The organism is Streptomyces sp. NPDC088350, assembly GCF_044753545.1.
In the GTDB taxonomy this organism is placed as follows: domain Bacteria; phylum Actinomycetota; class Actinomycetes; order Streptomycetales; family Streptomycetaceae; genus Streptomyces.
In genome coordinates, this window is the sequence record NZ_JBIVNL010000008.1 from 114,728 (window position 1) to 136,146 (window position 21,419).

A 21,419-nucleotide genomic window follows, 5' to 3' on the forward strand; every position below is an offset into this window, starting at 1 on the left:
GCGCCGCCTGTCACCTCACGGGACCGCCTGTCACATCACCATGCCGCCGTCCACCGGCAGCACCTGACCCGTGATGAAGGACGCGGCGTCCGAGGCGAGGAACACGAAACTGCCCGCGATCTCCGCCGGCTCGGCCCACCGGCCCAGCGGAATCCGGGCGAGCATCTGGGCCGAGAACTTCTCGTTGGTGCGGATGGTCTCCGTCATGGGTGTGGCGGCCAGCGGGGCGAGCGCGTTGACCAGCACCCGCCGACGTGCCAGTTCGCGGGCCAGGGACTTCGTCAGTCCGATGATCCCGGCCTTCGCGGCCGAGTAGTTGACCTGCCCGAGCGTGCCGACCAGACCTGCCGACGAGGTGACGTTGATGATCCGCCCCCTCCCGTCCTCCGGCAGGAACGGCAGCGCGGCCTGCGCGCAGTGGAACGTGCCCATCACATGGATGTCGAGGACGCGCCGGAACGCCTCCTCCTCCAGCTTGTCGAACATGGCGGGGGCGATGACCCCGGCGTTGTTGACCAGGATGTGCAGCGTCCCGCCGGCGAGCGCCGCCGCGCGGGCAACGGCCGCGTCTGCGGCGGGCCGGTCCCGTACGTCGAGTGCGGCGCTGTCCGCCGTGAGCCCCGCCGCGTTGATCTTCCCGGCGACGGCCGCCGCGGCCGACTCGTCGACGTCGGTCACCAGCACCGCGGCACCCGCGCGCGCGAGCGCCTCGGCGACCGCGGAACCGATGCCGCCGCCGGCGCCGGTGACCAGCGCCGACCGGCCCGTGAGGTCGAACAGACCTGTGCTGTCGGTCATTCAGTAGCTCCTCGGGAGTCCCAGCGTGTGTGATCCCAGGTAGTTCAGGATCATTTCCTGGCTGATCGGTGCGATGCGCATCAGACGGGCCTCGCGGAAGTAGCGGGACACGGCGTACTCCTCGGAGTAGCCCATGCCTCCGTGCGTCTGCACGGCCCGGTCGGCGGCCGTGAACCCGGCGTCGGCGCACAGGTACTTGGCGGTGTTCGCCTCCCGCCCGCAGGGCCTCCCGTTGTCGTACAGCCAGGTCGCCTTGCGGAGCACGAGTTCGGCGGCGTCGAGGCGGGCGAGGGAGTCCGCGAGGGGGAACTGGATGGCCTGGTTCATGCCGATCGGGCGGCCGAAGACGATGCGCTCCTTGCCGTACTGGACGGCCTTGTCGAGTGACGCGCGGCCGATGCCCAGTGCCTCGGCCGCGATGAGCATGCGTTCGGGGTTGAGGCCGTCGAGGAGGTAGCGGAAGCCCTGGCCCTCCTCGCCGACGCGGTCCTCGACCGGGACGCGCAGGTCGTCGATGAAGAGTTCGTTCGAGGTGACGGCGTTGCGGCCCATCTTCGGGATCGGGCGGACGTCGATGCGGTCGCGGTCGATGTCCGTGAGGAAGAGGGTCATCCCGTCGGTCTTCTTGGTGACCTCGTCGGCCTTGCTGGTGCGGGTCAGGAGAAGGATCTTCTCGGACTCCATCGCCTTGGAGATCCACACCTTGCGGCCGTTGACGACGTAGTGGTCGCCGTCCCGTCGTGCGTACGTCGTGATGCTCGCGGTGTCGAGTCCCGCGCCCGGTTCGGTGACACCGAAACAGACGTGGAGGTCGCCGGTGGCGACGCGGGGGAGTGTCCGTCGCTTCAGTTCCTCGGAGCCGTGCACCACCACCGGATGCATGCCGAAGATGGACAGGTGGATCGCGCTGGCCGCGTTCATGCCACCGCCCGAGCGGGCCACCTCTTCCAGGAGCAGGCTGGCCTCGGTGATGCCGAGGCCGTGTCCGCCGTACTCCTCCGGGATCGTGATGCCGAGCCAGCCGCCGCCCGCGACGGTCTCGTAGAACTCCGTCGGGAACTCGTGCGCCTGGTCCTTCTCCATCCAGTACTGGTCGTCGAAGTCGCGCAGCAGTCCGGCGACGGACTTGCGGATCGTTTCCTGGTCCTCGGTGAGCTCGAAGTCCATGGACGGTGGGCCCTTCTTCGGTCTGTTTTTGAAACATTCCAAAGGTCAGACCGAAACTGTATGCCCGGCGGGAGGCCGAGGCAAGGGCGCCCGTCACCTCCCGCCTACCGTCAAGTAATATCGCGCGGCAGGCCATCCGAGGAGGAACCGTGCCACGGTCCGAACGCTCGTCGCTGTTGCTCGCCGGTCTGCTGGCGACCGCGGGAGTCGCCCACTTCGCCTCGCCGAAACAGTTCGACGCGACGATCCCGAGCGCCCTGCCGGGGACGCCCCGGGCCTGGACGTACGCGAGCGGCGCCGTCGAACTGGCACTGGCCGCCGGGATCGCGCTGCCGCGCACCCGGCGTACGGCCGGGCTCGCCGCGGCGGCCTTCTTCGTGGGCGTGTTCCCCGCCAACGTGAAGATGGCGCTGGACTGGCGGGACCGCCCGGCCCCGCAGAAGGCGGTGGCCTTCGGGCGGCTGCCCCTGCAGGTGCCCCTCGTACTGTGGGCCCGCAGTGTCGCGAAGAACAATGGGGAGGGACAGTCATGACAGGACGCCTGAACGTCGGCGACAAGGTCGAGGACTTCACGCTGCCGGACGAGACCGGCACGGAACGCGGCCTCACGGAACTGCTCGCCGAGGGGCCGGTGGTGCTGTTCTTCTACCCGGCCGCCCTGACCGCCGGCTGCACCGCCGAGGCCTGCCACTTCCGGGATCTGGCCGCCGAGTTCGCGGCCCTCGGCGCGCGGCCCGTCGGCATCAGCGGCGACTCCGTCGACAAGCAGCAGGAGTTCGCCGGGAAGCACTCCCTCGGCATGCCGCTCCTCTCGGATGCCGACGGGAGGATCCGGGAGCTGTTCGGGGTGAAGCGCGGCTTCTCACTGGCACCCACCAAGCGGGTCACCTTCGTCGTAGGCGAGGACCGCACCATCCTTGAGGTCGTCTCCAGCGAACTGCGTATGAACACCCACGCCGACCGGGCCCTCGCCGCACTTCGCGCCCACCGGAAGTGACCCAGGGGCCGCAAATGCCGTATCGCGGTTGATGCGGCGCGGTAAAGGGACCATCCTGGACGATATGGAGCAGGCCTCCGCCGCGGCGGTCATCGATGTCCGAGGCATCGTGACGGGGTGGAGCGAGGGTGCCCGCTCACTGACGGGATACCCGGCCGAGGAGGCCGTGGGGCGGTCGGTGGGGGCACTGCTCGCCGAACCCCCGTCCGCCACGTCCGTGGCCGCCCTGGCGGGCCCGGTGGTCCTACGGCACCGGGACGGCTCCCCGCTCCCGCTCACGGTGCGGGCCTGCGCGGTACTCGGCGCGGACGGCACACCGGACGGATACGTCCTCACCACCGAACCACCCTCCGCACCCGCACCCGCGCCCTCGCTCGCCGAGCAGGCCTTCGAGCAGGCGTCGATGTCGCTGTCCGTCTTCGACACCGAGCAGCGCTACCTCCGCCTCAACGGCGTCGCCTGCCGGGTGATGGGAGTACCGGAGGACGCCCTGGTCGGCCGCTACTTCCCGGAGAGCGTGGAGGACGCCGAACACAGCCGGGGCTTCCTGCGCAACCTGCGCCTGGTCGCCGAGACGGGCAGACCGGTCCGCTACGACAGCTGGGCGGGCGCTCCCGCGCTGAACCGGGAGCACGCCTGGAGCATCGAGATGTGGCCCCTCAAGGACGCCGCCGGCGAGCCGACCGGGGTCGCCCTCGCGGCGTTCGACAGCACCGAGCAGTACCTCGCCCAGCAGCGGCTGGCCCTGCTCAACGAAGCGGCGGCCGGCATCGGCACCACCCTCGACGTGGTGCGCACCGCCGAGGAACTGGTGGAACTCCTGGTGCCGCGCTACGCCGACTTCGCCAGCGTGGACCTCCTGGAGTGGGTGCTCGGCGCCGACGAACCGCAGACGGACCTGGACGACCAGATCGTGCTGCGCCGCGTCGCCCACGGCTCCGCCACCGAGGGCACGCCCGAGGCCGCGATGCACCTCTCCGAGGCCGACGTCTACCCGCCGTTCTCACCGCCCGCCCGTGCGCTGCGGTCGGGCCGGGCCGTCCTGAGCCAGGCGGGCGAACCCGACTTCGTCCGCTGGGTGGCGGAGCGCAACGCGCGCAGCCCCGCCGCCCGCCCGTTCCGCAAGGGCGTCCACTCGATGATCGCGGTGCCGCTGCGGGCGCGCGGCACCACGCTCGGTGTCGCGGTGGGCGTCCGCATGTCCCACCCGGACGACTACGCCGCCGACGACGCCGTACTCGCCGAGGAGTTGGCCAGCCGCGCCGCCGTCTGCATCGACAACGCGCGCCGCTTCGCCCGCGAGCGGTCCACCGCCCTCGCCCTCCAACACAGCCTGCTGCCAAGGGACTTGCCCGGACAGGCGGCGGTCGAGGTGGCCCACCGCTATCTGCCCTCCGGGTCGCTCGCGGGCATCGGCGGCGACTGGTTCGACGTGATCCCGCTCTCCGGCGGCCGGGTCGCCCTGGTCGTCGGCGACGTCGTAGGACACGGCATCCCGTCCTCGGCGACCATGGGCCGCCTCTGTACGGCCGTCCGCACGCTCGCCGACGTCGACCTGCCGCCCGACGAACTCCTCACCCACCTCGACGACTTGGTCACCCACCTCGCGACGGACGACACCGGCGACGAGGTCGCGGAACTCGGCGCCACCTGCCTCTACGCCGTCTACGACCCCGTCTCGCGCCGGCTCACCCTGGCCGCCGCCGGGCATCCACCGCCGGCCGTCGTCCTGCCCGACGGGACCGCGAGCCTCGTCCCCATGACCGCGGGACCACCGCTCGGCGTCGGCGGACTCCCTTTCGAGGCCGTGGAGTTGGAGCTGCCCGAGGGGGCCACCGTCGCCCTCTACACGGACGGTCTGATCGAGGACCGCAACCGCGACGTCGACCACGCCACCGCCGAACTGTGCCGCGCGCTCACCGCGTCCGCCGATTCGCTCGACGCGCTGTGCGACTCGGTGCTGAAGGCCGTGATGCCGGAGGAGCCCAGCGACGACGTGGCCCTGCTGCTGGCGCGCACCCGGGCCCTGGGCACCGACCGGGTCGCCACCTGGGACATCGAGCCGGACCCCGCGCTCGTGGCCGGGGCCCGGCAGGCCGCCACCGAACAACTCACCGCCTGGGGACTGGACGAGGAGGCCTTCGTCACCGAACTCGTCGTCAGCGAACTCGTCACCAACGCCATCCGCTACGGCGAACCACCCATCCAGCTCCGGCTGATCCGCGACCGCGCCCTCATCTGCGAGGTCTCCGACGGCAGTTCCACCTCACCGCATCTGCGCCGCGCCCACGCCTACGACGAGGGCGGACGCGGACTCCTCCTCGTCGCCCAGCTCACCCAGCGCTGGGGCAGCCGGCAGACCGGCAGCGGCAAGACCATCTGGGCCGAACAGCCGCTGCCGACGGACTGACCGGACCGGTCACTCGAAGGGGCAGCCGGGGTTCGGCGCGTCCTCCGAGAACGGCGATCCGTGCGGCAGGACGTACAGCACGTCGAGGACGAGAGGGGTGTTCCCCAGATTGCGCCCGATGTGCACGTTGGCCGAGCCGGCCGGTTCCTGGATGGTGCTGCCCGCCTTGTACACGCCGTCGGAGGCGCAGCCGGCATCGAAGTGGCTGAGCGTGCCCTGCTTCACGAAGCCGTACAGGGGGCCGTCGTGGTAGTGCCAGCCGGTGGCCTGGCCGGGCGGAATGGTGATCTCGCGCAGGGTGTAGTCGGTGTCGCCGACGGTGGTCTGACTGATCAGACGGGCCGTGACTCCGGGTCCGGCGGGTGTCGCCTGGGCGGTGCCGCCGATCAGCAGCGTGGCGGCGGCCACCGCCCCGGTCACGGCGGTGCGGAACGCGTTGCGCATGGGAGAGCCTTCCGGTGAGATCTTGAACCTCCGCCGCGAACATAGAGGCAGGGAAGGCGAGTTGGGAGCCGAAACGCCGACTTCCACTCCCGGAACTCTCAGAAGCCTCAGAACTCCTCGTGCGTCTCCGGGTCCGGGCCGAGGCGCTGGGGCGTGTGGTCGGAGAGGGCGGCCAGCTGGGCCGGGCCGATTTCGAAACCGAGGACGTGCAGGTTCGCGCGCTGCCGGTCGGGGTCCGCCGACCTGGGGATCGGGATCGCCCCGAGCTGCGTGTGCCGGCGCAGCACCACCTGGGCGGGCGTCACCCCGAAGGCCTCGGCGACCGTCAGGACCGCGGGGTCGTTCAGCAGCTCGGAACCGCGCCCGAGAGGACTCCAGCTCTCGGTGAGAACGCCCTTCTCGGCATCGAAGGCACGCAGTTCGTCCTGCGGGAACAGCGGATGCAGCTCGATCTGGTTGACGGAGGGCAGCACGCCGGTCTCCTTCTCCAGCCGCTCGATGTGTCCGGGCGTGAAGTCGGAGACTCCGATCGACCGGACGAGACCCTCCTCGTAGCCGTGGTGGCGGCCCGGCAGCTTCGTCGAGGATCTTCTCGCGAGGTACACCGCTGCGGGGGATCTTCGTGCCGTAGTTCAGCGTGTGCGTCGGATGCTGATCACGGTCGGGCTTTCCCTTGGATGTGCGGTACAGCCAGTATGTACGCCCGGAACCCCTGTCGCCTTGCCCGGGGATCGCTGACACGATCTTCCCTGGGCCCGGTACGAGGACCGGTGACGAGGGCCCGGTACGAGGGACCCGGCGCGAGCCGGTACGGACGACCAACGGAGCACGTATGACAACGGACAGCGGCGGTACGACGGACGAGGCGGTGCGGGTGGACGGTACGGCCGGTTTGGAGGTGCGGCCGGCCGCCGGGCACATCGGTGCCGAGATCACCGGTGTCGATCTGGCCGGTGAACTCGACGACGCCGTGGTCGCCGCGATCCGGGCCGCGGTGCTGCGCTGGAAGGTCGTGTTCTTCCGCGGGCAGCGGCTGGACCACACCGGGCATGTGGCGTTCGCGCGGCGGTTCGGCGAACCGGTCGTGCTCGGGCGGCGCGGCAGCGCGTCACCGGAGGGCTTCCCCGAGGTCGAAACGACCGCCGACCGGCTGGAGTTGGGCGGACGCTTCGGTATGGAGCACGAGGAGTGGCTGGAGCGGCGCCGGCACACGCTGCTGCGCGGCTGGCACTGCGACCACGGCGCCCGCGTCGACCCGCCGGCCGCGACGATCCTGCGCGCGGAGACCGTCCCGCCGTACGGCGGCGACACCACCTGGTCGAATCTGGCCGCCGCGTACGCCGGACTGTCGCTGCCGGTACGGGAGTTCGTGGACGGCCTGCGCGCCGAGCACCGGCTCGGCGTCGGCTACCAGCCCCGGCCCGGCGACGACGCCTACGTCCGCCACCTCCTGGACCACCAGGTCGCCTCGGTGCACCCGCTGGTACGGGTGCATCCCGAGACGGGTGAGCGGGTGCTGTTCGTCAACGGCTACTACCTGGAGCAGATCACCGACATCTCCCGCGCGGAGAGCGCCGCGATCCTGGAGATGCTCCTCGCGCAGGCGACCCGGCCCGAGTACACCGTCCGGTTCCGCTGGGAGCCGGGCAGCGTGGCCTTCTGGGACAACCGGGCCACCATCCACCTCGCCCCCGGCGACAACGCCCACCTCGGCTTCCCCCGGACCATGCACCGCGTGATGCTCACCGGCGACATACCGGTCGGCGTCGACGGCAAGCCCTCGGAGCCGATCGTCGGCACCGGGCCGGGCCGCTGGTGAGGTCAGACGGTGGGCCTCCAGCCCAGCGCCGGTCCCAGCTTCGTCGCCATGTCCGTGAGGATCTGCACGTAGTCCTCGTGCTCGAAGGTGAACGGCAGCGCGAACGCCACCTCGTCGATCTCCCTGAACGCGGCGTGCGCGTCCAGGAGTTCGGCGATCTCGTCGGAGGTACCGACGAGGTCCGGTGCGAACATCAGCCCGGCCGGGCCCTGCGGTGAAGCGGTACGAGGAGCGCGCTTGCGGGCGAACTCCTCGTACTTCGCCCGCTGTTCGGGCGACGCGGAGTCGGTCGGGACGACCACCAGCCCCTGCGAGACCCGGGCGGCGTCGCCGTCGGGATGATGGGCGCGGAACGTGCGGATGTGGGAGAGCTGGATCTCCGCGAAGTCCCTTGACTCGTCCGGCCCTTCGGCCTTGACGACACTGCTCGTCAGGAAGTTCATCCCGTGTTCGCCCGCCCACTTCGCCGAGCTTGTGCTGCCCCCGCCGTACCAGAGGCGCCGGCCCAGACCCGGGGAGTGCGGCTGGACGCGGTCGGAGCTGAATTCGATGTGCGGCTGCCGCCGCGTGGCTTCGAAGCCCTCGACCCCGCTGAAGTCGGTGGCCGGCTTGCCGCGCACGAAGTCGAGGAACCGCCGCACCCGCTCGTAACCGAAGTCCTCGGTGTCGGCCGTGTCCGGGTACAGGGCGTCCTTCACCTGGTCGAAGTGCATCGGAGGCCCGACGCTGACACCCGGGTTGATCCGGCCCCCGGACAGGATGTCGACGGTCGCCAGGTCCTCCGCCAGCCGCAGCGGGTTCTCCCAGCCCAGCGGGATCACCGCCGTGCCGAGTTCGATACGGCTGGTGCGCTGCGAGGCCGCCGCCATGACCGCGACGGGGGAGGAGATGCCGTACTGGAGATGGCGGTGGCGCAGCCACGCGCTGTCGAAGCCGAGGCGCTCGCCCAGTTCGATGATCTCCAGCGTCGACTCGTGGCCCCGGCGCGGATCGGCCTCGTCGAACAGGCCGATCGTCAGGAAGCCCAGCTTCCGCAACGGGCGTGAGGTGGGCGACACGGGCTCCTCCGTCAGTCGTACGTCAGTGCTGTTCTGTCCCGATTGTGTCAGGCGAACATTGCGGGCGTGTGATCAGTCCAACCGGCCATGGCGGAGCGAGCGGCAGGGGCCTGGCAACATCGACACGACGATGATCGACCGAAAGGCCCCCGTATGCCCGGCGCAGCCGACTTCCTCGACCTGATCCCCGACCCCGAACTCCGGTCGGACCGGCTGCTGTTGGGCATCCGCCACTTCGACGAGCCCTTCCTCCTCACCGTCTCCCTCTCCCAGGGCCTCGGCTCCGGCGACCTGTGGCTGGACCGGGGCAGGGCGGGCAAGGCGCGGCTCGCGGAGTTCCGGCGGATCGGCGACCGGGTCCTGTTCGCCGTGCGCAACAAGCACTTCCTGACCTCCGGCGACGAGGCCGCCGTACGGGCCGGGGACGAGTCGTTCGCGCTGTCCGTGGTGTGGAGCGCGCCCGTGCTGCGCGAGGAGAACGGGGCGGCGGTCGTGGACGCCACCGGGCTCGTCCTCGCCGACCACGACCGGATCGCCGAGTATCTGCACGCACGCGAGCAGGGCGACTACACGATCGACGAGTCCACGAGCCTCCCCCTCGTCACCGACAGCCGCACCGGCCCGCGCGCCGTCCGGCTGCCCGCGCTCCTCACCTTCCGGGGCCCCGGCCGCGGCCGGGCGGTCCAGGCCGTCGCCGCCGACCCGCGCGCCCTCACCGTCGTCCAGCAGCTGAACCTGATCCGGCTGCCGGCGTCCCCGCTGCCCGTCCGGAGCTACCACCCCGCCTCGGGCGGCTACGGCATCGGCTACGCCGACCACGGCCTCGTCGGCCGGGCGAGCACCCAGGTCAAGCTCCAGCCCCGCTTCCGCGCTGAACCCGGCGGCGCCCCGATCGTCTTCCAGGTCGACCCGGCCATCCCCGAACCCTTCCGCTCGGCGGTCGTCGAGGGCGGCGACTGGTGGCGGGACGCCTTCGCCCGGATCGGGCTCCCGGACGCCTACCGGGTCGAGCCCGGCGGCGACGGCTTCGACCCCTACGACCCCGACGTCAACGGCGTGGTCTGGGTGCACCGGGCGGGCCGCGGCTGGTCCCTCGGACAGGGCCTGACCGACCCGCGCACCGGCGAGATCCTGCACGCCCGGGTACGCCTCGGCTCCCAGCGCGTCGAACAGGTCCGCGCCCTCGGCGAGGCCCTGCTCGCACCCTACGGCCGCACCGACGAGGCCGAACGACTCGCCGCCGTCGAGGAGTTGGTGCTCGCCCGGCTGCGTCAGCTCGCCGCGCACGAGATCGGCCACGCGCTCGGCTTCATGCACAACTTCGCCGGTACACGGCACCCCGAGCCGTCCGTCATGGACTACCCGCACGCACGGATCCGCGTCACGGAGGAGGGCGACCTCGACCTGTCCGCCGCGTACGGCACGGGACTTGGGCCCTGGGACCACTTCCTGGTCGCCCACGCCTACGGTCGGTTCGACCCCTCCGGGGAGGAGAGCGCGCTCGCCGAACTGCGCCGCGAGGCCGCCGAGTCGGGCCTGACCTACCTCTCCGACGAGGACGCCCAGGGCCCGAACGCCGCCCACGCCGACGCCGTTCCCTGGGTGAGCGGTCCGGACGCCCTCCAGGCGCTGGAGACGATGCTGCGCATCCGCCGTATCGCACTGGACGGTTTCTTCCGAGGGGTGCTGCCGCCCGACCGGCAGACCGGCGAACTGGAGGAACGGGCCGTCCTGCTGCACCTGCTGCACCGGCACGAGGTGACGGCCGTGGCCCGGCTGGTGGGCGGGGTGCGATACGCGTACGGTCTTGCGGGGGAGGACGGCCGGGGCACGGAAGCCGTCGACGCCGCCACGCAGCACACGGCGCTGAACCGACTGGCCGAGCTGTTGCGCGCCGAGCAACTCGCCCTGCCCGGCGCGGTGTTGGACACCCTCACCCCGCCCGCGATCCGCTACGGCCGGACGGACCAGTACCTCGACACCGGTGCCGGACGGGTCTTCGACCCCTTCGAGGCCGTACGGGTCGCGACCGCGCTGGTCACGGAGCCCCTGCTGGACCCGGCCCGGCTCAACCGGGTGGCCTGGCAGCATGCCGTCGACCCCGCGGTGCCCGGTGTCACCGACATCGTCGACGCGCTCCTCGCGACCACATGGCGCCGTACCGACCCGGTGCCCGCGGAGCTGCCCGGCGGGGCCGCAGTGCAGTACGCGGCGGACTGGACACTCCTGAACCGTCTGCTGACCCTGCTCGACGACACCGCCCTGCACCCGCCGGTGCGCATGGCGCTGCGCGGCGCCGTGCGGGGGCTCGGGACGGAGCTCCGGTGCCAGGGCGACGAACAGGCGCGTGAGGCAGGGGAGTTGATCCGGGACTTCCTCGCCGATGCCGGGTCGGTGCGGATCGATCCGCTGCCCCGGGTGCCGCCGGGTGCGCCCAACTGAGCTCGTCCCACGTCTGGATGCCGTACATCGGGATCATGACTGAGGGCGAAGGCTGATCGAACTCCGCTCGCGGCGGGCGCTGTTGGTCACCATTCCTGGGAGTGCCGAGGGGCCCCGTGCGGGTCCGGGCGGCCCCGTCCGGGATTGGCCGGGGTGTCGTAGGCGCTGACGGGTGGCGGGACGGTGGGGCGCCTGCGGGTGGGACGGTTCCGGCGGCCGGCGGGCTGGGCGGCCGGGCTCTGGTACTGCTGGGCCGGCCGGCCGACCGCCGGGCGGCCCTGGGTGTCGAAGAGCGATTCCGGGCGCTGCGCGGGCTGCTTGCGGGCGGCGTCCGAGCCGACGGGATGGCGGGCGAAGGAGCGGTCCCAGTTGCCCTCGCCCATCACCAGCAGCGGGTCGAACATCACGACGACACCGGCCAGCACCAGGAAGACGATCGGTCCCAACAGCATGGGAATCAGTATCGAGTTGGGCGAGTCACCCGTCCATGCTCCGCTGGTGCCGTGCAGATGGACGCTCACGGCGGCCATGCCCGTGTAGTGCATCCCGGAGACGGCCACGCCCATCACCAGGCTCGCGCCGAGGCTCGTCAGGAAGCCCCGGATGGAGACGGCCGCCCACAGGGCCGCCGTCGCGGCGACGATCGCGATCACCACGGAGAGCGCCACCGTGCTGGTCCGGTACTCGATCTCGCCGTTCAACTTCAGGGCCGCCATGCCCAGATAGTGCATGGCGGCGACCCCGAGGCCGGTGATGACGCCGGCCGCGGAGAGCGTGCCGGTGGTGGCGCCGCGGTAGCCCACGGCGAACACACCGACGCCGACCACGACGATCGCCACGGCCAGACTCAACACCGTGAGGCCGACGTCGTAGCCGATCCGGGTCTCCTTGACCTGGAAACCGATCATCGCGATGAAGTGCATGGTCCAGATGCCGGTACCGATCGACGCCGCGCCGAGCGCAAGCCAACCCCCCTTCCAGGACTCCTGGTTGTGCAGGGACCGCACCACGCAGCGCAGTCCCAGAGCCGCGCCGAGGCAGGCCATCAGATAGGCCGCCACCGGAGTCACCGCACCGTAGCGGAACCCGTCGATCGTGCCTTGCATGAGCCAACTCCCCCCAGAGTTCCGGCTTCCTGTGGGGGGAGTATGTATGGATCGGGGCCCGGACGCGCAAGCTTTTCACACCAGTAGTCGGTTAACTCTCCGCTTCCGGGGCATCACTTGGGCCGCATCGGGGGCGATACGGGGACAGAAGCAGTCAGGGCTGCTGGGGCTTCTCGCGGTCGATGAAGTCCTTGGCCTTGTCCTGCGCCATGTCGACCTGCTTGGCGTGCTTGCCGCCCGTGCGTTCGTCGATCATGTCTCCCGCCCGGTCCACGCCTTCCTTGGCCTTGTCCGAGTGCTGGCCCAGCATTTCCTTGACCTTGTCCATGATCGACATGGCTGTCCTCCTTCGGACGTGCGTTGGCCCTCCCAGCATCCCCCGCCTTCCCGCGTGCCGCATTTCGGTGCCGGACACCGGCCCCGCTCAGGCGGGCACGAGTGGCTCGGACCCATCGGTTTCGCGGGCCTCCCGGGTGCGGGACACGGCGAGCAGCAGTGCTTGGAGGACCGCGCCGGACAGGCCCACCCACAGGGCGAAGCGATAGCCGACCCGGTCGGCGAGGAGTCCGCCCAGGGGTGCCCCGACGGCCACCATCCCCCAGTTGAACGAGCGGATCGTGGCGTTCATCCGCCCCCGCAGCCGGTCGGGTGTGACCGCCTGGCGGTAGCTCATCTCCACGGGGCTTTCCAAAGAGATGGCGCAGGAGACCACGAAGAAGGCCAGCGACACCGACACCAGGGCCCATGGACCGCGCTGGGCGAGCACCAGCGGCAGCCAGCCGACGGCGGCGACGAGACGCCCGGCGATCAACGTGAAGCCGACGTCGAACCTCCGCGCCACCCGCCCGGAGAACGCGCCGCCGAGCACGCCCCCGAGCCCCGCGCAGGCATAGGACACGCCCAGTCCGAAGTCCCCGATCCTCAGCTCACGCAGGGCGAAGACCACGAAGACCGTACTCACGACGGTGTTGAAGAGCAGCATGAGATGCGAGGTCAGCGCGAGGGACGCCAAGGTGCGGTGACGGTAGACCCAGGCCACCCCCTCGCGCAGCTCGCTGACGACGCCGCGCCGCGCGCCGAGGTCGGGAACCGGATCGTGGGCCTGCACCGAGGTGAGCAGCAGGCCCGACACCAGATAGGTGACCGCGTCCACGAGCACGGCGAGCGGCGCGCCGACGAGCTTGATCAGCACTCCGGCGAGCAGCGGCCCGGTCGACCCGGCCACCGCGTCGGCCTGCCCCACCCGGGCGTAGCCCGCGTTGAGGAGTTCCCTCGGGACGAGCTGCGGCATGTAGGAGTGGTTGGCCGCGTCGAAGAACAGACAGAGCAGCCCGAAGGCGAAGACGCACGCGCACAGTGCGGCGATGCTCAGCCGGTCCAGCGCGTACAGCAGCGGGATCGCGCCCAGCAGGGCGGCCCTGCCGACATCCATGCCCACCATGACCGGCTTCCGCCGGCACCGGTCCACCAGCACCCCGGCCACGAGCCCGAAGAGCAGATACGGAGCCCAGCGGGCCGCACTGACCAGCCCCACCTCGGTGGCGGACGCGCCGAGGGTGACGGCGGTGAGGATCTGCAGCGCCAGACCTGTGATCTGCGAACCGAATGCCGAGACCGCGGAGGCGGTCCAGAAGCGTAGGTACCCAGGGACATCCACCAGGCGCGGCATGATCGGACCGTATCAGCGAACGGCGGCCGGACTGACGGGTGTTGGGGGCAGTCCGTGCCGGGAGGCGGTCGCGAAGCGGAAGGGTTCACGCGAGGGCCGCCGTCGCCACCGCCCTCCCCGCCCGCAGCGCGCCAACCGGGTCGGCCGCCTCGTCCAGTTCGATGAGTACCGTGTCGGCGCCGGGTGTGCGGGACATCGCGTCGGCCCAGCCCTTCCAGTCGACGATGCCCGTGCCCAGTGCGGTCATATAGGGCTGCTGCTGGGCGAAGACCGTTTCGTCGACGGTGAGTTCGACGTCGATGGGCCTGATCGCGTCCTTCCAGTGGGCGAGGGCGATGCGTTGTGAATGACGGCGTGCCACGGCCACCGGGTCGCCTCCGCCGAGGGCGATGTGGCAGGAGTCGGGGCACAGCCAGACGTAACGCGGGTCGGTGAAGGACATGAAGAGGTCGATGTCGCGCTCGTACCAGAGCGTGCTGTTGGACTCGGTGTGGAAGGCGAGCCGCACGCCCTGCCGGGAGACGGCCTCGCCCACCGCGTGGGCGATGTCGGCCATGCGGGTCATGTACGCGGCGTCGACGAAGAAGGGTGGGCGCGTGCCGAAGGTCGTGCGCATGGGGAGTCCCGTGACGAGGAGTTCGGCCCCCACGGCCGCGAGGAAGGCCGCGCGACGCTCGGCGTCGGCGACGATCGCGGGCAGGTTGTCGGCGTCCCGCCAGTCGGGGCAGTCGTTCCCGGCGATGAACGCGCTCACGACGGACAGGCCTCGGGCCGCCAGCTCGCGGCGGAAGGCCGGCGCGCTGCCGAAGGCCCGCAGCGCCGATGCGATGTCGCCCGGCGCGAAGGTCAGTTCGAGGCCCGTGACACCGGCCTCGGCCAGCGCGTCCATCACCCGCACCCAGAAGCCCTCGGGGTTCGCCGACGCCCACTCGCGTACCGCGTCCGCCGAGGCGAGGCCCCAGAAGTCCGGGTGGTAGAAGGTGATGATGTCGGTGGCGAAGCGCGGGCTCACGCGGTGCCGCCACGCGCGTTGTAGACGACGATGCCGTCCGCTTCGTCGACGGCCTTGCGGTAGTTCCGGAACACGGCCAGCGCCTCGTCCCGGAGGACGTCTCCCACGACCTCGATGCCGCGCGCCTCGAACTGTTCGGCCCAGTCCGCGCCGAGCGGGCCCTCGTCGAACGTGGTGATCTCCTCCAGCTCCGGGCCCTCGCCCGCGACCACCAGGCCGCGCACCCCGGACCACATGGCTGCGCCGTAACACTGGATGCAGGGGCGCCAGTTGACGACCAGTTCGTGGGTCGGGAGGCCGGTGGCGCCCAAGTCCCAGCCGCCGGTGGCCGTTTGGGCCAGGCCGAGTGCCACGACTTCGGCGTGCGCGCTGGAAACGCCGGAGGCGAGGACGACGTTCACGCCCACCGAGACGATCCGGCCGGTGTCGCGTTCGGCGACGAGGGCGGCGAACGGACCGCCGTTGCCCTCCCGCCAGTTGCGGTCCGCGAGCCGGTGCACGAGGCGCATCCGGTCCTCGCGGCCGGGGACGACGGCGGGCACGTCGGCCAACTCGTCGTCGATCCACGCCGGGAGTGCCACGCGGTATTCCTTGGCGATCTCGATCACGTTCGGGCTTCCTTCACGGTCGGGCCTGCTTTCAGTGCGTGGCGAGCGGCGCGGTGCGGGTGGTGACGGCGCGGGCGGCCCGTACGGCGGTCACCGCGCCCGTCAGGGTGACGTTGGCGGCCATCGCGGTGGGGATCACGCCGGTGCCGGCGACGTACAGGTTGTCGAAGCCCCACACCCGGCCGTCGGGGTCGCACACGCTGGTTCCGTCGTCGGCAGGGCCCGAGCGGACGGTGCCGGTCAGGTGGAGGGACGAGCCGGGTGGGAGCAGGGCGAGTTCGGTCGCGGGGTCGAAGGGGCCGAACTCCTCGGCCAGTGAACGGACTTCGGAGAGTCCCCGGTCGATCAGCGCGCGGTCGGTTTCGGAGTAGGCGAACTCGACGCCGATACGCGGCAGTCCGGCGAGGTCGGTGTCCAACTCCGAGAAGACCAGGCGGTTCTCGGGGCGCGACTCGACGGGTGTGAGCAGCGCCAGGCCCACGGCGTGGGCGAGGGGGTGGCCGTTGTCGTCGACGTACGTCCGGTTCATGATCTGGCCGTGGAACGGCTGTGCCGTCCCGTTCTGCGGCAGCCACAGCGAGTCCGTGCTGAACTCGCCGGTGCGGGGGAGCGGCAGTTCGTCGAGGGAGATCCCGAACCGGTCCAGATCCAGCAGCACTTGGGCGGTGATGAACGCGTGCTCGTTGAGGTACCGGCCCAGTGCCTCGGGGCGGATGCCCGAGGCGAACAGCAGTTGCGGGGTGCGCAGCGCGTCGGCGCACACGATCACGGTGTCCGCGTGGAGTTCGGACTCGGTGCCGTCGGCGACGCAGCGCAGTCGGGCACCGGTGACCCGGCCCTCCGTGACCGGCAACCGGGTGGCGAGTGTGCCGGTGAGCAGGGTGAACGCCGGGTCGCCGCCCGCCGCGATCGCCGGGAAGATCGTCCCCGGCGCCGTGCGCGGCATGGGGCCCGAGGCCGTCGCCGTGACGGCCATGGGCATCGGCTGCGGGCGCCGGTCGCCTGGTGCGGTGGCGTCGTAGCGGCGGCGCAGTACGTCGAGTACGGTCCGGCCGACCTCGGTCGGGCCGATGGGGGACGGGGTGACGGCGAGCACGCGGCGCGCCGTGTCCAGGTCGGCCGCCCAGCGGGCCGGGTCGCCGAAGTCGAAGACCTCGTCCCCGGCGGGCCAGGGGGTCGCGGCGGTCCAGTGCACGCCCATGCCGCCCGCGTTCCAGGCGAGCGCCGTCGCGGGCATCGCCTCGGCGTCCTCGCCGAAGGCCAGCGCGTGGAACATGCCGGGCGTCAGGTCGGCGAGGCGGTCCGGGACCTCGCGCACCACCTCGGCGCCGGTGTACATGCCCTGGATGCCGCTGTCGACCCGTTCGTTGTACCGCGACCAGAGGGCAGGGTCGGCGACGTCGTGCAGATGCAGTCCGGGTGCCTCGCCGATCGCGCTGCCGCCGTCGACCATCGTGATGCCCAGCCCCGGATCGCTCTCCCGCAGCAGCCGGGCCACGACGGAACCCATGATGCCGCTGCCCACGATGAGGACGTCGGTGTGCGGGATGTCGGTCACAGGAAGACTCCAAAATCGTTTGCTGTGGGGGGAGTTACGCGCTGGGGACCAGCGGGCCGAACAACTCGGTGTCCATGCGGTCGAGCGCCAGCTTCACCGCGCCGATCAGCGCGGCGTCGCGGCCCAGACCGGTGGCGCGCAGTTCGATCGCGGGGGTACGGGCGACGCGCATCGCCTCGCGCACCCGGGGGAGCAGCACATCGGCCGCGTCCTCCAGACCGCCGCCGAGCACGATGAGCGAGGGCGCGACCGTCCAGGACAGGGTGGTGAGGATGGAGGTGATGTTCTCGACGAACTCGTCGACCTCGGCGAGCGCTTCCGCGTCACCGGCGCGGGCCGCGTCGAAGCGTTCCAGCGCCACCTTCCGCTGGGCCGGTTCCGGTGAACTCAGCAGGGCCACCGGGCGGTCGGCGATGGCGTCGGTCGGGATCGAGTGGGCCTCGACGATCTCGCCCGCGGCACCGTCCAGACCTCGGTGAACGGCGCCTCGTATGAGGATGCCGAGGCCGGTCCGGTTGCCGAGGTGCGCCCATACGACGTTGTCGTGGTCGGCGGCCACACCTCGCCAACGCTCCGCCAGCGCACCGAGGTTGGAGTCGTTGTCCGCGAACCAGGGCATCCGGATCCGCCGCCCCAGCTGGGCGGGGAGATGCACGCCCTCCCAGCGCGTGGTGTGCACCAGGCGTCGTACGACACCCTCGTCGTCGATGGCGCCACCGGCCGCCACCGCACCGGCGCGCAGCCGGTCGGGCGAGCCGCCCGCGTCGTCGAGCGCCTCCCGTACCAGGGCCGCCGCGTCGTCGAGCGTGGTCTCCGGGTCCTGGTAGGCGCGCAGCGGGCGGTGTGCCCGTCCGACGATCCGGCCGCGTACGTCGGCGATGACCGCGGAGGCGTCCGCGGTGTTGATGTACACCGCCGCCAACAGGGCGTGTTCCGCGCGCAGTTCGTACCGCCGGGCCGGGCGTCCGGCACTCCCGCTGGTCGGTATCCGCTCCAACTCGGCCACCCAGCCCGCCTCGACGAGCGAGTCCAGGATCAGCTCGATGGTACGGCGGGACAGACCGGCCCGTTCGGCGAGCGCGGTCAGCGTCGTCGGTCCCGCCGACACCGCGAGCGCGCGCAGGATGACCGAGGTGTTGACGCGCCGCACGGCGCTCTGGTTCATCCCCGACATCAACACCCCTCCACCTCCTCGGACTTGCCCCGTACGACGGGATCGAACACACCCGTGGTGTCGGCCACCGGGGTCGCTCCGGGGCGGCCGTACTCGCGCGCCGGATCGCCGAGGGTGCCGGTCGCCCTCGGCCGGCCGGGCTCCTGGCCGCGCACGAACCCGACGAGGTCCGCGTGCATCCAAGTGGCCAGCTCCGGGGGCGGGTTGGGGCCCAGCGCCTCGGGGACACCCGGCGCGTCGAGGACGTCGAAGAAGAACGGGATGTCGAGGCAGTGCGTGGCGCCGCCCGGGGGCCACTCGAAGGAGTACAGCCAGGTCCCGGCACCGGCCTCGCGGCGGGCTGTCGCCGTGCGCGGGCAGGCGGCGCGGAACAAGGTGTCCGTCACGCGGGTGCCGGCCGTCCGGGCGCTGGCGTTCGCGGCAGGGTCCGCGGCGGCCGAGTCGCCGTCGAACTCGTCGCCCGTCGCGCCGAGCAGCAGCGGCACGTCGTGGCCGTACCGGGTGAGCCCCTCGGCGACGGGGACCGGCAGGATGTCGTCGCCGACGACCGGGCTCAACGGAGGCCGGTCGCTGTCACGGAGATCGAGGACGGCCCGCTGGAGCCGCTCGACGGAACAACGGGCGAATCCGTCCCGCGTCGGCGCCACGCCGAGCCGCTCACCGAGCCGCCCCAGGAAGCCGCGCACCGCCTCCTCGCCGACGTCGAGGAGGGCCCCGGACATGCTCACCGCCCGCTGGAAACGGCCCGCACCGGCGGGCGAGGAGAGCAGCGCGAGTACCGCCGCGCCCCCGGCCGACTGACCGGCGAGGGTGACCCGCTCCGGGTCACCGCCGAACGCGGCGATGTTCTCCCGCACCCAGTCGAGCGCGAGCAGGATGTCGCGCAGCGCGAGGTTCGTGGGCACCTCGTCCAGGACGGCGAATCCGTCGACGCCCAGCCGGTACCCGACCGTCACGCAGACGACCCCGTCGCGGGCGAAGGCGCGGCCGTCGTACCACGGACTGGCCGGGCTGCCGGCGAGGAAGCCGCCGCCGTGGATCCAGACCAGGACGGGGAAGGGAGCACGCCCGTCGTCCGCGAGGGGTGCGACGACGCCGAGGTTGAGGATGTCGTCCCCGGGGATCGACGGCTCCGGCACGGTGGTCGTGGCGAACAGCGGCACGCGCTGCGCGGTCGGGCCGTGGCGGGAGGCGTCGTAGGGCTCGGTGAACCGGGCGCGGGGGACCGGGGCGGCGAACCGCCGTGCGCCGGTGGGGGGTTCGGCGTACGGGATGCCGAGGAAGCGGCGTACCGGGCCGGTGCGGCGGCCGACGATCTGGCCCGCAGGGGTCTGCACGGTCTCCGTCATGGGGGTCACCGCATTCCCGATCCGGCGATGCCCTGCACGAAGTACCGCTGCAGGAACAGGAAGAGCACGAGGACCGGCAGCATCACGACGAGCGCGCCGGCGAGGACCAGGCCGTAGTCGGTGACGTGCTGGGCCGCCTGGCTGGTGGCGGCGAGGCCGACCGGCAGGGTGTAACTCGACGTGCTCTGGGCGACGATGAGCGGCCAGATGAAGTTGTTCCACGAACTCAGGAACGACATGATCGTGATCGTAGCCACTGCCGGACCGGCCAGCGGAAGGAAGATCCGGAAGAAGATCCGGAACTCGCCCGCGCCGTCGATGCGCGCCGCCTCCAGCAACTCGTCGGGCACCGACTGCGCGTACTGCCGCATGATGAACACCGACAGCGGCAACGCGACGCCCGGGAGCGCGATCCCGGTGAGGGTGTCGGCGAGACCCATGTCGACGGTGATCACGAACTGGGTGACGAACACCGTCGTGAACGGCACCATCATCGCCGCCATCACCGCGCCGAACGCGAGCCGCCTGCCCGCGAATTCGAGCTTGGCGAGCGCGTATCCGGCGGCCGACGCCGCCACGATGTTGCCGATCACCACCATGAGGGCGACGAGGACACTGTTGGTGAGGAAGCGTCCGAAGCCCTCGGTGCGGAACAGCCGCACGAAGTTGTCGAGCGTGAGGTGCTGTGGCACCCACGCGCCGGGGTCGGCGCGGATCTCGTCGAGACCGCGCAGCGAGCCGCTGAGCACCCAGTAGAAGGGCAGCAGCGTGAGCAGCGCGCACACCACCAGCGCGCCGTACAGCAGGGGGCGGCCAACAGACCGTGTGCGTACGGCGGTCCGGTCCTCGGCCGCGGTCAGGTCGGAGTCGTTCAACGACGCGGCTACGGCGGTCATGTGCGGGGCCTCAGCAGTCGGAACTGGACGACACTCACCAGCAGCACGAGCAGCAGCATCACGAAGGAAGCGGCCGAGGACATCCCCAACTGGCCGGACCCGAACTGGTGGTAGGTGTACAGCGAGACGGACTCGGTCGACCCCAACGGGCCGCCGTCGGTGAGGAGATAGGGCTCGTCGAAGACCTGGAGGTAGAAGACGGTCAGCAGCACCGACACCATGAGCGTGGTCGGCAGCAGCAGCGGCAGGGTGATGTGCCTCAACTGCCGCCATTTTCCTGCCCCGTCGAGCGCGGCGGCCTCGTACACGTCCTCCGGCACGGCCTGAAGTCCGGCCAGGAACAGCACCATCGCGGTGCCGAAGTTGCGCCAGACGCCGAGCAGGATCACCACGGGCATGGCGAGATGCGGGTCGTCCAGCCAGTTCGGCCCGGCGAGGCCGACGTCACTCAGGGCCTTGTTGACGGTGCCGCCCGCGTTGAAGGCGTACTGCCAGATCAGGGCGACCGCGACGACGTTGGTGACGACCGGCGCGAAGAAGACCGTACGGAACACGCCACGCATCCGCCGGATCCCGGAGTTCAGCGCGACGGCCAGTCCGAAGCCGATCGCCATCGTCAGCGGCACACCGACGGCGACGAAGACGGCGGTGTTCAGGATGTCCCGCAGGAAGGTCGGATCTTGGAACAGGCGCAGGTAGTTGTCCAGGCCGGTGAAGTCGACCGCGAGGGGGTGGCGCAGGTCCGAGCCGCGCAGGTCGGTCAGGCTGAAGCCGAGCGCGGCCACCGTGGGGATCGCGGTGTAGAGCAGGAACACGACCGCGAACGGCGCGAGGAAGAGCCAGGCGACCGCCGTGTGACGGGAGCGGCGCCCTGTCCTCCGCGCTCCCGGGACGAGCGTGGTGGTCATCCCC

General features: G+C 71.4%; 19 protein-coding genes and 1 pseudogene. 5 read left to right on the forward strand and 15 right to left on the reverse strand.

The genetic code is table 11. From position 1 onward, the window contains the following. Positions 1 to 30: 30 nt before the first annotated feature. Both ACIQBL_RS28185 and ACIQBL_RS28190 read right to left on the reverse strand, forming a co-directional pair. Entirely contained in the window at positions 31 to 798 is a 768-nt protein-coding gene (locus ACIQBL_RS28185) for an SDR family NAD(P)-dependent oxidoreductase (RefSeq protein WP_401945989.1), read from the reverse strand. Beyond that, a complete protein-coding gene (locus tag ACIQBL_RS28190; protein WP_401945991.1) occupies positions 799 to 1,965 on the reverse strand; it encodes an acyl-CoA dehydrogenase family protein in 1,167 nt (388 codons plus the stop codon). It lies immediately after the preceding gene. A 149-nt stretch (positions 1,966 to 2,114) separates the two neighbouring features. On the opposite strand from ACIQBL_RS28190, the gene ACIQBL_RS28195 reads away from it, so the two are divergent. The 3 genes from ACIQBL_RS28195 (at position 2,115) to ACIQBL_RS28205 (ending at position 5,372) form a co-directional block, all read left to right on the forward strand. Beyond that, the gene (locus tag ACIQBL_RS28195; protein WP_401945993.1) at positions 2,115 to 2,498 is read left to right on the forward strand and encodes a DoxX family protein; all 384 of its coding nucleotides are present in this window, start codon (positions 2,115 to 2,117) and stop codon (positions 2,496 to 2,498) included. Continuing rightward, positions 2,495 to 2,962 (forward strand): peroxiredoxin, encoded by a 468-nt coding sequence (locus ACIQBL_RS28200; RefSeq protein WP_401945995.1) that lies wholly within the window; start codon positions 2,495 to 2,497, stop codon positions 2,960 to 2,962. The genes ACIQBL_RS28195 and ACIQBL_RS28200 overlap by 4 nt, the downstream gene beginning before the upstream one ends. Before the next feature lie 64 nt (positions 2,963 to 3,026). Further along, complete coding sequence (locus tag ACIQBL_RS28205) at positions 3,027 to 5,372, forward strand: SpoIIE family protein phosphatase (protein WP_401945997.1); 2,346 nt, start codon at positions 3,027 to 3,029, stop codon at positions 5,370 to 5,372. A gap of 9 nt (positions 5,373 to 5,381) precedes the next feature. Here ACIQBL_RS28205 and ACIQBL_RS28210 read toward each other — a convergent pair whose 3' ends face one another. Continuing rightward, positions 5,382 to 5,816 carry a cupin domain-containing protein gene (locus ACIQBL_RS28210; RefSeq protein ID WP_401945998.1) on the reverse strand — a complete coding sequence of 145 codons (435 nt, stop codon included), beginning with the start codon at positions 5,814 to 5,816 and terminating at the stop codon, positions 5,382 to 5,384. Between the two features lie 107 nt (positions 5,817 to 5,923). Then, positions 5,924 to 6,737: pseudogene (locus ACIQBL_RS28215) on the reverse strand (aldo/keto reductase). Between ACIQBL_RS28215 and ACIQBL_RS28220 the strand changes: the two are divergent. Further along, positions 6,649 to 7,635 carry a TauD/TfdA dioxygenase family protein gene (locus tag ACIQBL_RS28220; RefSeq protein ID WP_401946000.1) on the forward strand — a complete coding sequence of 329 codons (987 nt, stop codon included), beginning with the start codon at positions 6,649 to 6,651 and terminating at the stop codon, positions 7,633 to 7,635. The pseudogene ACIQBL_RS28215 and the gene ACIQBL_RS28220 overlap by 89 nt on opposite strands. Before the next feature lie 2 nt (positions 7,636 to 7,637). Here the strand turns inward: ACIQBL_RS28220 and ACIQBL_RS28225 are convergent, their stop codons facing one another. Continuing rightward, positions 7,638 to 8,693, reverse strand: a complete 1,056-nt coding sequence (locus ACIQBL_RS28225; protein ID WP_401946002.1) for an LLM class flavin-dependent oxidoreductase — start codon at positions 8,691 to 8,693, stop codon at positions 7,638 to 7,640. Between the two features lie 153 nt (positions 8,694 to 8,846). Between ACIQBL_RS28225 and ACIQBL_RS28230 the strand changes: the two genes are divergently transcribed. Further along, positions 8,847 to 11,135, forward strand: a complete 2,289-nt coding sequence (locus ACIQBL_RS28230) for a zinc-dependent metalloprotease (protein WP_401946003.1) — start codon at positions 8,847 to 8,849, stop codon at positions 11,133 to 11,135. Between the two features lie 86 nt (positions 11,136 to 11,221). Here the strand turns inward: ACIQBL_RS28230 and ACIQBL_RS28235 are convergent, their stop codons facing one another. The 10 genes from ACIQBL_RS28235 to ACIQBL_RS28280 all read right to left on the reverse strand — a co-directional run bounded on the left by ACIQBL_RS28235 (position 11,222) and on the right by ACIQBL_RS28280 (position 21,415). Next, the gene (locus ACIQBL_RS28235) at positions 11,222 to 12,241 is read right to left on the reverse strand and encodes an MHYT domain-containing protein (RefSeq protein WP_401946005.1); all 1,020 of its coding nucleotides are present in this window, start codon (positions 12,239 to 12,241) and stop codon (positions 11,222 to 11,224) included. Positions 12,242 to 12,395: 154 nt separating this feature from the next. Beyond that, positions 12,396 to 12,578, reverse strand: coding sequence for an antitoxin (locus ACIQBL_RS28240; RefSeq protein ID WP_401946007.1), 183 nt, complete (start codon positions 12,576 to 12,578; stop codon positions 12,396 to 12,398). 87 nt (positions 12,579 to 12,665) lie between these two features. Continuing rightward, positions 12,666 to 13,910: an MFS transporter gene (locus tag ACIQBL_RS28245; RefSeq protein WP_401946009.1), complete on the reverse strand. Its 1,245-nt coding sequence runs from the start codon at positions 13,908 to 13,910 to the stop codon at positions 12,666 to 12,668. 85 nt (positions 13,911 to 13,995) lie between these two features. Then, the gene (locus ACIQBL_RS28250; protein WP_401946011.1) at positions 13,996 to 14,922 is read right to left on the reverse strand and encodes a sugar phosphate isomerase/epimerase family protein; all 927 of its coding nucleotides are present in this window, start codon (positions 14,920 to 14,922) and stop codon (positions 13,996 to 13,998) included. Further along, on the reverse strand, positions 14,919 to 15,530 hold the full coding sequence (locus tag ACIQBL_RS28255) for a nucleoside deaminase (RefSeq protein WP_401946013.1): 612 nt from the start codon (positions 15,528 to 15,530) through the stop codon (positions 14,919 to 14,921). Before ACIQBL_RS28255 ends, ACIQBL_RS28250 begins: the two co-directional genes overlap by 4 nt. A gap of 31 nt (positions 15,531 to 15,561) precedes the next feature. Next, on the reverse strand, positions 15,562 to 17,088 hold the full coding sequence (locus tag ACIQBL_RS28260) for a GMC oxidoreductase (RefSeq protein WP_401946015.1): 1,527 nt from the start codon (positions 17,086 to 17,088) through the stop codon (positions 15,562 to 15,564). 34 nt (positions 17,089 to 17,122) lie between these two features. Further along, positions 17,123 to 18,253: an ROK family protein gene (locus ACIQBL_RS28265; RefSeq protein WP_401946857.1), complete on the reverse strand. Its 1,131-nt coding sequence runs from the start codon at positions 18,251 to 18,253 to the stop codon at positions 17,123 to 17,125. Between the two features lie 8 nt (positions 18,254 to 18,261). Then, the gene (locus ACIQBL_RS28270) at positions 18,262 to 19,611 is read right to left on the reverse strand and encodes a carboxylesterase family protein (protein ID WP_401946017.1); all 1,350 of its coding nucleotides are present in this window, start codon (positions 19,609 to 19,611) and stop codon (positions 18,262 to 18,264) included. Positions 19,612 to 19,616: 5 nt separating this feature from the next. Then, positions 19,617 to 20,507: a carbohydrate ABC transporter permease gene (locus tag ACIQBL_RS28275; RefSeq protein WP_401946018.1), complete on the reverse strand. Its 891-nt coding sequence runs from the start codon at positions 20,505 to 20,507 to the stop codon at positions 19,617 to 19,619. Continuing rightward, entirely contained in the window at positions 20,504 to 21,415 is a 912-nt protein-coding gene (locus ACIQBL_RS28280; protein WP_401946019.1) for a carbohydrate ABC transporter permease, read from the reverse strand. Before ACIQBL_RS28280 ends, ACIQBL_RS28275 begins: the two co-directional genes overlap by 4 nt. Positions 21,416 to 21,419 lie beyond the last annotated feature (4 nt).

Coding starts and splice junctions, on each gene's coding strand:
- ACIQBL_RS28210 (WP_401945998.1), bottom strand. CDS start 5,816: ATGCGCAACGCGTTCCGCACCGCCGTGACCGGGGCGGTGGCCGCCGCC.
- ACIQBL_RS28275 (WP_401946018.1), bottom strand. CDS start 20,507: ATGACCGCCGTAGCCGCGTCGTTGAACGACTCCGACCTGACCGCGGCC.
- ACIQBL_RS28185 (WP_401945989.1), bottom strand. CDS start 798: ATGACCGACAGCACAGGTCTGTTCGACCTCACGGGCCGGTCGGCGCTG.
- ACIQBL_RS28205 (WP_401945997.1), top strand. CDS start 3,027: ATGGAGCAGGCCTCCGCCGCGGCGGTCATCGATGTCCGAGGCATCGTG.
- ACIQBL_RS28200 (WP_401945995.1), top strand. CDS start 2,495: ATGACAGGACGCCTGAACGTCGGCGACAAGGTCGAGGACTTCACGCTG.
- ACIQBL_RS28220 (WP_401946000.1), top strand. CDS start 6,649: ATGACAACGGACAGCGGCGGTACGACGGACGAGGCGGTGCGGGTGGAC.
- ACIQBL_RS28245 (WP_401946009.1), bottom strand. CDS start 13,910: ATGCCGCGCCTGGTGGATGTCCCTGGGTACCTACGCTTCTGGACCGCC.
- ACIQBL_RS28280 (WP_401946019.1), bottom strand. CDS start 21,415: ATGACCACCACGCTCGTCCCGGGAGCGCGGAGGACAGGGCGCCGCTCC.
- ACIQBL_RS28265 (WP_401946857.1), bottom strand. CDS start 18,253: ATGAACCAGAGCGCCGTGCGGCGCGTCAACACCTCGGTCATCCTGCGC.
- ACIQBL_RS28240 (WP_401946007.1), bottom strand. CDS start 12,578: ATGTCGATCATGGACAAGGTCAAGGAAATGCTGGGCCAGCACTCGGAC.
- ACIQBL_RS28235 (WP_401946005.1), bottom strand. CDS start 12,241: ATGCAAGGCACGATCGACGGGTTCCGCTACGGTGCGGTGACTCCGGTG.
- ACIQBL_RS28190 (WP_401945991.1), bottom strand. CDS start 1,965: ATGGACTTCGAGCTCACCGAGGACCAGGAAACGATCCGCAAGTCCGTC.
- ACIQBL_RS28270 (WP_401946017.1), bottom strand. CDS start 19,611: ATGACGGAGACCGTGCAGACCCCTGCGGGCCAGATCGTCGGCCGCCGC.
- ACIQBL_RS28230 (WP_401946003.1), top strand. CDS start 8,847: ATGCCCGGCGCAGCCGACTTCCTCGACCTGATCCCCGACCCCGAACTC.